Source organism: Rhodococcus sp. (in: high G+C Gram-positive bacteria) (genome assembly GCF_049591685.1).
GTDB lineage: Bacteria > Actinomycetota > Actinomycetes > Mycobacteriales > Mycobacteriaceae > Rhodococcoides.
Genome location: NZ_JBAWFH010000420.1, coordinates 1 through 9,802, shown reverse-complemented (window position 1 = coordinate 9,802; position 9,802 = coordinate 1). Strand labels below are relative to the sequence as shown.

At 65.2% G+C, this 9,802-nt stretch carries 14 protein-coding genes; 7 read left to right on the top strand and 7 right to left on the bottom strand.

All coding sequences use genetic code 11. The features are described from left to right. The coding region (locus WBQ44_RS17875) for a M24 family metallopeptidase (RefSeq protein WP_495568013.1) at nucleotides 1-562 on the bottom strand (562 nt) is incomplete at its 3' end. Nucleotides 563-623: 61 nt separating this feature from the next. On the opposite strand from WBQ44_RS17875, the gene WBQ44_RS17870 reads away from it, so the two are divergent. Further along, nucleotides 624-917: a helix-turn-helix domain-containing protein gene (locus WBQ44_RS17870; RefSeq protein ID WP_495568012.1), complete on the top strand. Its 294-nt coding sequence runs from the start codon at nucleotides 624-626 to the stop codon at nucleotides 915-917. Nucleotides 918-1,039: 122 nt separating this feature from the next. Then, entirely contained in the window at nucleotides 1,040-1,417 is a 378-nt protein-coding gene (locus tag WBQ44_RS17865; RefSeq protein WP_495568014.1) for an SHOCT domain-containing protein, read from the top strand. On the opposite strand, the gene WBQ44_RS17860 is transcribed toward WBQ44_RS17865, so the two are convergent. Further along, nucleotides 1,395-2,357 (bottom strand): LysR family transcriptional regulator, encoded by a 963-nt coding sequence (locus WBQ44_RS17860; RefSeq protein ID WP_495568011.1) that lies wholly within the window; start codon nucleotides 2,355-2,357, stop codon nucleotides 1,395-1,397. The two genes, WBQ44_RS17865 and WBQ44_RS17860, sit on opposite strands and share 23 nt — an antisense overlap. A gap of 72 nt (nucleotides 2,358-2,429) precedes the next feature. Here WBQ44_RS17860 and WBQ44_RS17855 point away from each other — a divergent pair, with 72 nt between their 5' ends. Beyond that, on the top strand, nucleotides 2,430-3,338 hold the full coding sequence (locus WBQ44_RS17855; RefSeq protein WP_495568010.1) for an EamA family transporter: 909 nt from the start codon (nucleotides 2,430-2,432) through the stop codon (nucleotides 3,336-3,338). Nucleotides 3,339-3,351: 13 nt separating this feature from the next. On the opposite strand, the gene WBQ44_RS17850 is transcribed toward WBQ44_RS17855, so the two are convergent. Further along, entirely contained in the window at nucleotides 3,352-3,741 is a 390-nt protein-coding gene (locus WBQ44_RS17850; RefSeq protein WP_495568009.1) for a nuclear transport factor 2 family protein, read from the bottom strand. 94 nt (nucleotides 3,742-3,835) lie between these two features. Between WBQ44_RS17850 and WBQ44_RS17845 the strand changes: the two genes are divergently transcribed. Further along, entirely contained in the window at nucleotides 3,836-5,104 is a 1,269-nt protein-coding gene (locus WBQ44_RS17845; protein WP_495568008.1) for a Mur ligase family protein, read from the top strand. After that, nucleotides 5,097-5,804, top strand: a complete 708-nt coding sequence (locus WBQ44_RS17840) for a type 1 glutamine amidotransferase (RefSeq protein WP_495568007.1) — start codon at nucleotides 5,097-5,099, stop codon at nucleotides 5,802-5,804. Before WBQ44_RS17845 ends, WBQ44_RS17840 begins: the two co-directional genes overlap by 8 nt. A gap of 26 nt (nucleotides 5,805-5,830) precedes the next feature. Here the strand turns inward: WBQ44_RS17840 and recR are convergent, their stop codons facing one another. From recR to WBQ44_RS17825, 3 genes are all read right to left on the bottom strand, one after another. Beyond that, nucleotides 5,831-6,439, bottom strand: coding sequence for a recombination mediator RecR (gene recR / locus WBQ44_RS17835; RefSeq protein ID WP_495568006.1), 609 nt, complete (start codon nucleotides 6,437-6,439; stop codon nucleotides 5,831-5,833). An 11-nt stretch (nucleotides 6,440-6,450) separates the two neighbouring features. After that, nucleotides 6,451-6,789 carry a YbaB/EbfC family nucleoid-associated protein gene (locus WBQ44_RS17830; protein WP_495568005.1) on the bottom strand — a complete coding sequence of 113 codons (339 nt, stop codon included), beginning with the start codon at nucleotides 6,787-6,789 and terminating at the stop codon, nucleotides 6,451-6,453. Between the two features lie 66 nt (nucleotides 6,790-6,855). Next, nucleotides 6,856-7,566 (bottom strand): siderophore-interacting protein, encoded by a 711-nt coding sequence (locus WBQ44_RS17825; RefSeq protein WP_495568004.1) that lies wholly within the window; start codon nucleotides 7,564-7,566, stop codon nucleotides 6,856-6,858. A 119-nt stretch (nucleotides 7,567-7,685) separates the two neighbouring features. Between WBQ44_RS17825 and WBQ44_RS17820 the strand changes: the two genes are divergently transcribed. Further along, a complete protein-coding gene (locus tag WBQ44_RS17820) occupies nucleotides 7,686-8,336 on the top strand; it encodes a TetR/AcrR family transcriptional regulator (RefSeq protein WP_495568003.1) in 651 nt (216 codons plus the stop codon). On the opposite strand, the gene WBQ44_RS17815 is transcribed toward WBQ44_RS17820, so the two are convergent. Then, nucleotides 8,333-8,782, bottom strand: a complete 450-nt coding sequence (locus tag WBQ44_RS17815; RefSeq protein WP_495568002.1) for an SRPBCC family protein — start codon at nucleotides 8,780-8,782, stop codon at nucleotides 8,333-8,335. The two genes, WBQ44_RS17820 and WBQ44_RS17815, sit on opposite strands and share 4 nt — an antisense overlap. Before the next feature lie 277 nt (nucleotides 8,783-9,059). Between WBQ44_RS17815 and WBQ44_RS17810 the strand changes: the two genes are divergently transcribed. Continuing rightward, nucleotides 9,060-9,802 (top strand): FAD-binding oxidoreductase (locus WBQ44_RS17810; RefSeq protein ID WP_495568001.1); only part of this gene is annotated, 743 nt, incomplete at its 3' end.

Genomic DNA, 9,802 nt, shown 5'->3' with positions numbered 1-9,802 from the left:
AGACGTGCGGGTCCTGGTGCATCGTCGATCCGATGCCGTGACCTCCGAACTCCGTGTTGACGGAGAAGCCCGCTTCTTTCAGCACAGACCCGATGGCGTGGGAGATGTCGCCGATCCGGCCACCGGGGCGGGCAGCGGCGATCCCCGCGCCGAGCGCGCGTTCGGTAGCGCGGATCAGCGCGATGCCCTCCGCGGGCTCAGCCCCGCCGACGATGAAGCTGATTGCGGCGTCGGCGGCCACTCCGTTCTTGACGACAGCCAGATCGAGAGTGAGGAGGTCGCCGTCGGCGAGGTCGTAGTCGAACGGCATGCCGTGCAGCACAGCATCGTTGACGCCTGTGCACACGTAGTGACCGAACGGTCCGCGCCCGAAGGAGGGCGCGTAATCGACGTAGCAGGATGCGGCCCCCGCTTCCTCGATCATGTCCTTGGTCCACGAGTCCAACTCCAGCAGGTTGGTTCCCACGGCGGCGCGACTTTTCAGCGTGTGCAGGATTTGTCCGACCAGCGCGCCGGCCTCTCGTGCGTGGGGCAGCCGTGACGGCTCGAGGATTTCGATCATGTGAAGCCTTCCGGTTCCGATTGTTATCCCGTCCATATTATCCCGGTACTAGTATCGGGTCATGGTCAGGTTGCCGCTCACCCCTTCCGAGATCGAGCGCGGACAGCGACTCGGCGCCCTCCTACGCCGGGCACGGGGCGAACGTTCCATGCTCGACACGGCGCTCGATGCCGGTCTGTCACCGGAAACGTTGAGGAAAATCGAAACCGGCCGGATAGCGACCCCTGCGTTCCCGACGATCGCCGCGCTCGCTCACGTTCTCGGCCTGTCACTCGACCACATCTGGGCCGAGATCAGCGATGCGCGGCATGGAACGGATCGGTCCGAGGGTTCGCGGAAGAAAATGGTCTCGTAACGAGTCCCGGCACGCGCCTGGAGGTCGTGGTCACTTTCACCCTCCAAGGATGACGATTGCGCGGCCACGCGGTGCGAGGCTTCTTCTGCCTACCTCTCAACTGCGGAAATGGAGTGTCTATCGTGGACTCGTTCTGGGACTTCCTCTGGCTCATCATCGTCAGCTTCGCGTTCGTCGCGTACCTCATGGTGCTGTTCTCGATCATCGGCGACCTCTTCCGCGACCACAAGACTTCGGGTTGGGTCAAGGCGGTCTGGGTGTTCTTCCTCATCGTCGCGCCGTTCATCACTGCGCTCGTCTACCTCATCGCGAGGGGCGGCGACATGACCAAGCGTCAAATAGTGGCACTGCAACACGCGAAGGACGAGCAGGAGCAGTACATCAAGCAGGTGGCCGGGCGTACGTCGGCCGAAGAAATCGCCCACGCCAAGTCGCTGCTCGACAACGGCACGATCAACGAAGACGAATTCGGTCAGCTCAAGGCGAAGGCGCTGCACTAGGTGCTGGCTCTGCACTAGGTGCTGCCGCTGGGAATCGCCGCTGATTCCCGCCGCTTATCCCCAACGCTTCGGCCCGGAAGGCTTCGATCACAGCGGCAACCGCCGGCATTGCGTGCGCGCCCGGTCTCGTGGCCAGTTCGTAGATGCGTCCCGCCCGCACACCGGCCAACGGGAGGCGAACGAGACCCGGGTGCACCACGGCGTAGCGCGGCATCAGCGCTACGCCGTGACCTCGCGCGACGAGCTCCTCCGTGACACGGAAGTCGTTGATGCGCTGCACCACTCGGGGTTGAACCCCGGTCACGGCGGCAACCGAGAGCAACACATCGTCCACCGGAAAGCCGCCGCGCACGCTGATCCAATACTCGTCGACGAGCTGCCGCAGATCCACCGAATTCTGCTGCGCCAAAGCGTGATCCGGTGGGAGTACGAGGTCGATGGGTTCGCGCATCAGCGAGGTCACCTCGATCCGCGGCGCAGCCGTCGCGGGTGCCCGCTCGTCGCGATGTGTCAGGACGACGTCATAGTCGGCAAGCAACGACGGCACGGACGAGGCAGGCACATCTTCGTCGCTCGCGTCCATGCTCGTACCGCTACCGCGAAGCCGGACGAGCACACCGGGCAGGAGCAGAGCAGCGCCGGACGGAAACAGCGCAACGCGAACACGACCCCGCGGCGAGTCGCTGTACGACGCCATCTCGGCGGCCGCACGATCGAGGGCCCCGAGCACTTCGTCGGCACGCAGAACAAGGGCGGTTCCCGCGTCGGTGAGTCTGAGGCGTCTACCGTCCGGTTCGAGCAACGGCACGCCTGCCTCCCTGGCGAGGATCTTCAGTTGCTGCGACACCGCGGACGGCGTCAATGACAGGGTTGCCGCGACGGCTCCGACGGTACCGCGGTCGGCGAGCTCGCGAAGAATGCGTAGTCGCTCGACATTCATGTAGTTCAGCTTAATCATCGGTGCGATTAATTTCGATTGTGCTGATAGTTCGGGTCGGACACGATGAACGGCATGACCAATCGCGACCGCCTACTCGGGCTCACCGTCGCGGTGCTGTGGGGATTGAACTTCCTCGCCATCCGCGTCGGGCTCGACCACTTCCCGCCGTTCTTCTTCGCAGGCCTCCGCTTCCTGGTCATCGCGGTACCCGTGGTGCTGTTCGTTCGTCGCCCCACCGTGCCGGTGAAGTGGCTACTGCTGTACGGAATCGGCTTCGGCTTACTGCAATTCGGGTTCCTGTTCGCCGCCATGAACGCCGGCATGCCGACGGGACTGGCGTCGCTCGTGCTGCAGTCGTCGGCGCCGTTCACCCTCGTACTCGCCGCCCTGTTGCTCCGCGAGCACGTCACCCGCCGTCAGATCCTGGGCATCACCGTGGCAATCGCCGGCATGTGCCTCATCGGCTACGACCGCGCCCAGGCCGCATCGTTCGTTCCCGTCGCGCTGACGCTGCTTGCGGGCCTGGGTTGGGCATTCGGCAACCTCGGCAACAGGCTCGCCAAGTCGACCGAGCCGATGCGTTTCATGCTGTGGATGTGCGTGGTGCCCCCGATTCCCATGCTCGCACTGTCCGCGGCGATCGAGGGCCCGACGACGGGGTGGGTCGCGCTGGCGGAGTCGTTCAGCGCGGACGGCTGGCCCGCCCTCGTCGGATTTGCCTACATCGTGCTGATGGGCACGATCGTCGGATCCGGGCTGTGGACGATTTTGATCAGCCGACACCCAGCCGGTGTCGTCGCACCGTTCTCGCTGCTCGTTCCCGTGGTGGGTATCGGCGCTGCGTGGATTTTCCTCGACGAGATCCCCAGCGTTCTCTCGCTTGTCGGCGGCGCAGTGGTCATCGCCGGTTGCCTGGCCGGCATGGCCGCCAAGCGCACCGGTACTGCGCCCATTCCGCTGGCGGAGCCGGCACGAGCCTGATTGCAGGCGCGCGTCATACGTCGGCCGGCGTCACCTGCTGCAGGTCCCCCTCACCCCAGTAGGCGCGCATCGAGGTGATCCTCGCCTCGTCGTCGAACTCCATCACGTCGATGGGCGCCACCTCGAACATGTTCTCCCCGAATTTCGAGACCAAACGGAAGTGGAACGCAGCCGTGTTGGCAGCGATCTTCACCGTCAACAGCTCGGCAGTCTGCTCGAGCGGCTCGAGCACCGCGTAGAACTCGCGAATCGACGCCTCGGTGGTTCTGACTTCGGTGCCGACCGGATCTTCCACCGTGGCATCCTCGGCGTACAACGCCAGGATGTCGTCGACGGTGCCGTGCGCGACGGCCTGAACGTACGCGTCGACGGTCTTGCGAATGGCGTCGGGAGACGGAGACATGAGAGTCCTTTCTAGAACGTGTTTCAGTACAACCTAACGGGTGCGGCGACCTTCCGAAGAGATTTGCCGCGGTCGGCTGTGCCAGACTCGGCGCATGGTTCGAGCGGGTGAGCGCAGAGCAGCAATCGGGGCGCGCGGCCGGCTGGCGCTTCGGGCGGCGGAAGCTGCCAGGTGGGCGTCACGCAAGGCAGGCAGAGGTAAGGGGTCGATGATCGGCGGGCTCGTTGCGCTCAAGATCGATCCGGACATTCTCACCGGTCTGGGCTCGGGACGACGCACGGTAGTGGTCACCGGCACCAACGGTAAGTCCACGACGACTCGCATGACGGCCGCAGCCCTCGCGACGCTCGGCGAGGTCGCCACCCAGGCCGACGGCGCCAACATGGATGCGGGCATCGTCGCGGCTCTGCACGCCAACTTCGACGCACCGCTGGCGGCGCTCGAGGTCGACGAGCTCCACGTCCCCCACGTCTGCGATGCCGTGTCCCCTGCCGCGGTCGTTCTGCTGAACCTCAGCCGCGACCAGCTCGACCGCGTCGGCGAGATCAACATGATCGAACGCAAGCTACGCGCAGGCCTCGCGAGGCATCCCGAGACGGTTGTCATCGCCAACTGCGACGACGTACTGGTCACCTCGGCCGCGTTCGATTCCGCGAACGTCATATGGGTTGCCGCCGGTGGCGGTTGGGCAGGCGATTCCGTCAGCTGCCCGCGTACCGGCGAACCCATCCTCTGGGACGGCGAGCACTGGTACAGCACCGGCAGCGAAGAATTTCGACGTCCGAAGCCCGACTGGTGGCTCGACGACGACAACCTGTACGGCCCCGACGGCCTGATCATCCCGATGTCGTTGGCGCTTCCCGGCCGAGCCAACCGCGGCAACGCCGCTCAGGCCGTCGCCGCAGCCGTGACGCTCGGTGCCTTGCCCACCGACGCCGTCGCCGCGGCCTCCGCAGTCGACGAGGTGGCCGGTCGCTACTCCACCATCCAGTACGGAGCACACTCCGTGCGGATGCTCCTGGCGAAGAACCCCGCCGGCTGGCAGGAGGCGCTGTCGATGATCGACCCCACCGTCGACGGGCTCGTCATTGCCGTCAACGGCCAGGTACCGGACGGTGAAGACCTCTCGTGGTTGTGGGACGTTCGCTTCGAACACTTCGAGAACGTCGCCGTCGTCGCCGCCGGCGAGCGCGCCACCGACCTCGGTGTCCGGTTGCTGTACGCAGGCGCATCGCACACGACCGTCGCGGATCCGATGAAGGCCATCGCGTCCTGCCCGCCGGGACGCGTCGAAGTACTCGCCAACTACACCGCGTTCCGCGACTTGGGACGCGCACTTGCACGGGAGGTGCACGATGAGTGAGTCCACTGTTCGCATCGGCCTCGTCCTACCCGACGTCATGGGCACCTACGGAGACAACGGCAATGCCCTGATCCTCCGCCAGCGGCTGCGCATGCGCGACGTCGACGCCGAGGTCGTGCACATCACGCTCACCGACCCCGTCCCCGATTCGCTCGACGTGTACACCCTCGGGGGCGCAGAGGATTCGGCGCAGCGCCTCGCCACCCGGCATCTCGAGAGGTACCCCGGCCTTCAGCGCGCGGCGGAGCGAGGCGCGCCCGTGCTGGCCATCTGCGCGGCAATCCAGGTGCTCGGCCACTGGTACGAAACCTCGTCCGGTGAGCGCGTCGACGGGATTTCGATGTTCGACGTCACCACCTCACCGCAGCAAACCCGGTCCATCGGCGAAGTCGTCACCGAACCCGCACTGGACGGGCTGACGGCCAAGCTCACCGGATTCGAGAACCACCGCGGCGGAACGACTTTGGGCCCCGACGCCCAGGCGCTGGCGAAGGTCACCTCGGGGATCGGCAACGGCGTCGGCGACGGGCGCGAAGGCGTCGTCCAAGGTTCGGTCATCGGCACCTACATGCACGGCCCGGCCCTAGCACGGAATCCGGAGTTGGCCGATTACCTGCTGGAGAAGGCCATCGGTGCACCCCTGCCGCCCCTCGAACTCCCCGAGGTCACCCAGTTGCGTAAGGAGCGGCTCCGCCGCTGAGCACCCGGGGTGCGGCTTCGCCAGACCTACATCGCGCGACGCCCGGTCAGTGCACGTCCGAGGGTGAGTTCGTCGGCGAATTCCAGGTCGCCGCCCATGGGTAGACCAGACGCCAACCGGGTGATCGACAGTCCGGGGAAGTCGCGCATCATGCGGACGAGGTAGGTGGCGGTGGCTTCGCCCTCGGTGTTCGGATCGGTGGCGATGATGACCTCGGCCACGTCGACGCCGTCGTCCTGGTTGCCGATTCGCATGAGTAGTTCGCGGATGCGCAGTTGGTCCGGGCCGACTCCGTTGAGCGGGTCCAGTGCGCCGCCAAGAACGTGATACCTGCCTCTGAACTCTCGCGTTCGTTCTACTGCCTGAACGTCTTTGGGTTCCTCGACAACGCAGATGATGCTTCGGTCGCGGCGAGGGTCAGCGCAGATTCGGCACATCTCCTTGTCGGAAACCGTGCCGCAGACCGTGCAGAATTGAACGCCGTCGCGCACTCGTTGCAGCGCCTTGATCAATCGGTCCACTTCGGGAGGCTCGACGCCGAGGAGATGAAACGCGATGCGCTGAGCGCTTTTCGGTCCCACTCCCGGCATCTTGCCGAGTTCGTCGATCAGATCCTGTACAGGACCTTCGTACACGTGCTCGTCCTCTAGAAGCCGGGAAGGCCGAGCGACCCGCCGCCGAGTCCGCCTGCGAGCGGGCCCATCTTCTCGGCTGCGGCCGCGGATGCCGCGTTCGAGGCATCGGCGACTGCGCCGATGACGAGGTCCTGCAAGGTTTCGATGTCATCCGGGTCGACGACCTTCGGATCGATCGTCAGGCCGACGAGCTCTCCCGTGCCCTTGACGGTTGCCGTGACGAGTCCGCCGCCCGCCTGGCCGGTCACCTCGGTTTGTGCGATCTCGGCTTGCGCCGCCATCAACTGCTGCTGCATCTGCTGCGCCTGCGCCATGATCGACGCAATGTCGGGCTGTTCACCGGGTTGCACTTCGGTGTCCTTTCGTTCGGGTACTCGCTGACGACCAGCCTAGTGGTTGATCCCCGCGGCACCCCTTCAGCCGAGGCGTCGCCTGCCGGTGTCGGTCCAGAAGCCGAACACGCGAGTGTCGTCGTCGGACAGACCCGCGGCGAGGCAGGTGGCGCGGATGGCGTCCATGCGGGTCGTCTCTCCTGCCGCCCAGACGGTCGTCGTGCGGTCGAGTTCGAGTCGGCGTGCAGCGGTCACGAGCGGGTCGAATCCCATCTCGATGTGGAAGCTGATCACCGAGACACCGTCGACCACCGGCAACGAGGCGACGAGCGCGGGGCAGGGAGTGTCGATCCACACCGTCCCGCCGGTCGTGTTGTCCGGCCATTGCTCGAGGATGGCGTGCACGGCGGGGATCGACGAGTCGTCGATGAAGAGGTGCACCCGGCGCCCACTGCGGAAGTTCGGGAAGTGCGAACTGTCGGGACCCACCATGCGGGTGTTCGTACCGACCTCCACCGACTCGAGCCACCGACGCAGCATGGTGTTCTCTCGAGACGGGGTGAAGTCGACGTCGACGATCCCGCTGGACGCGTCGAATCGGCGGATGTCGAATTCTTCCGGTCGAACGCCGGGGAACTGCATCAGTTCGGCCATGGTCTCCGCGCTCCAATCGGGGCGGTAGCACCCCGACGACAGGATGGACGTCATCCGCAGCGTCCCTGGCCGGGGCCTGCTCATCGCGAGTGTCCGCATGGTCGGCACGGCCGAGTCGGTACCGATGTCAGGCAGTTCCATGCCGCCTCCCCTTTACACCCGACCCTGCTCACTTGAGTAAGGCTAAACTTTGCGGCTGGTTCGCTACAACGTGGGTTGCGCACTGGATATGCGCGGCATGGGTTCGTAGGCTCTTCGGGGTGCAGGAACAGAAACGTCCCCCCGTTTCCCGGCGACGCAGGGTCACCCAGGAGATCCTGGTGGAAGCCGGGATTTCGCTGACGCTGCGCAAGCTCACTGTCAAGGCTCTCGCCGAACGCCTCGGGGTGAGCATCGTCGCGATCTACAACAACATCGACACCCTGGAATTACTTGCGACGGCGGTCGCCGAGGAGATTCTGCATCGGTGGGAGTTCCCGATGCCCTCGGATCACGAGACGTTCGAAGAGGCGCTGATGCGCATGAGCTTCGAACTGAGGACGTTGGTGCACGACAATCCGGGCATCGCCGAGTACGTGATCGATCTCGGGGCGGCGTCACCGAGGGCGGTGCAACGCCTCGACTTGGTCCTGCAACGTTATTCGACGCTTTTTCTTCTCATACCCATGCAGGCACGCTGGGCAGTTGCCACCGTGGCGGAGCATGCGATCGCGTTGGCGGAACTGGTCCACGTGGCGAACAAGGAGCCCCGCGACGATCTGCCATTCCTCGCCCGGACGGATCTGACCTTGATTCCGCTGACCGTCGACACCGAAACGCGTGATGCGGTGACGAACTTCGAGTGGTCGATGCGCGCCGTCGTCATGGGCACGGCAATCGTCGTCGACCACCCGAGGTTCGGGTTGTACTAGCGAACCTCGCGTTCGAGGTTGGCCAGGGTCTGCGCCTGAATCTTCTTCAAACCGATTGGCGCGAAGGTCTTTTCGAAGAAGCCCTTGACGCCGCCTGCACCCGTCCACTCCGTCGTCACCGTGACGCCACTGCCGTTCGAGTTACTGCCCGAGCCGGACGGTGTGACGGTCCAGGTGGTGACCATCGAGGAATTGCCGTCGCGTTCGACGATCGTCGTGCCCTCCACGGTGACCGTTGCCCGCACGTTGCGCGACCGCTTCTCGGTTGCCTGCAGGGTCCACGTCGCGACGGTTCCGGTGCCCTGCCCACCCTCGACGACGGTGTAGTCGCGGTATTGCTCGGGAAGAATTCGTGGCCGCATCGTTTCGTAGTCGGCCAGCGCCGTCAGCACCCGCTCGGGTGCCTGGGCGATGGTGATCGAGCTGCTCGCGCTTACCTGTCCCACTGTGTCGGTCTCCTGTCGAGTTGCTGGTTCGGCTGCTGGGGCCGTGCTCGTGTGCCGTGCTCGTGCCGGACCATCCTGCCTGGTGCAAGTTCGTCGGAGCCGACGCGCGCCGGATGTGACACGGTTCACGTCCTGTTTCTTTAGCTGGGCAAATGAGATGTATGCACCACGCATTTGCCCGCTTTGCCCAGTTCATCGGCAACATTTGGGTGAAATTTCGTACCGCCTGGGCTGTTCACGGTGGCCTCGCACGCCCGGTGGAGATAGCGTCATCGACGTGGCTTCCGCGATAGCACTCCCCAGACGACGACCCGCACCGCGTGAGAGCGGGTTCGCCGCACACCGCGACGGCGTCGAGCGCCTTCTCGCGAGCTACCGCGCAATTCCTGCCGACGCTACGGTGCGCCTCGCGAAGAAGACATCGAACCTCTTCCGCGCACGGGCCGTCTCCACGGCGCCGGGCCTCGACGTGTCCGGGCTGACTTCGGTCATCTCTGTCGATCCGCAGGCCAGAACCGCAGACGTCGCCGGCATGTGCACTTACGAGGACCTCGTCGCCGCGACGCTGCCCTACGGCCTCGCACCGTTCGTCGTCCCGCAGCTCAAGACCATCACGCTCGGCGGAGCCGTCACCGGGCTCGGCATCGAGAGCACGTCCTTCCGCAACGGACTGCCGCACGAATCCGTTCTGGAGATCGACGTGCTGACCGGGTCCGGCGTCATCGTCACCGCGACCCCCGACGGCGAGAACGCCGATCTGTTCTGGGGGTTCCCCAACTCCTACGGCACTCTCGGATACGCGACCAGGCTCAAGATCGAACTCGAGGCCGTCGAACCGTTCGTGGCGCTGAGGCACCTGCGCTTCCATGACCTCGACACCATGCAGAGCGCGATGGACGCAATCGTGTCCGAACGTTCTCACGACGGTATCGCCGTCGATTATCTCGACGGTGTCGTCTTCTCGGAAAGCGAAAGCTACCTCACCCTCGGGAAAAAAACGGCCGAGGGTGAAGACGTGAG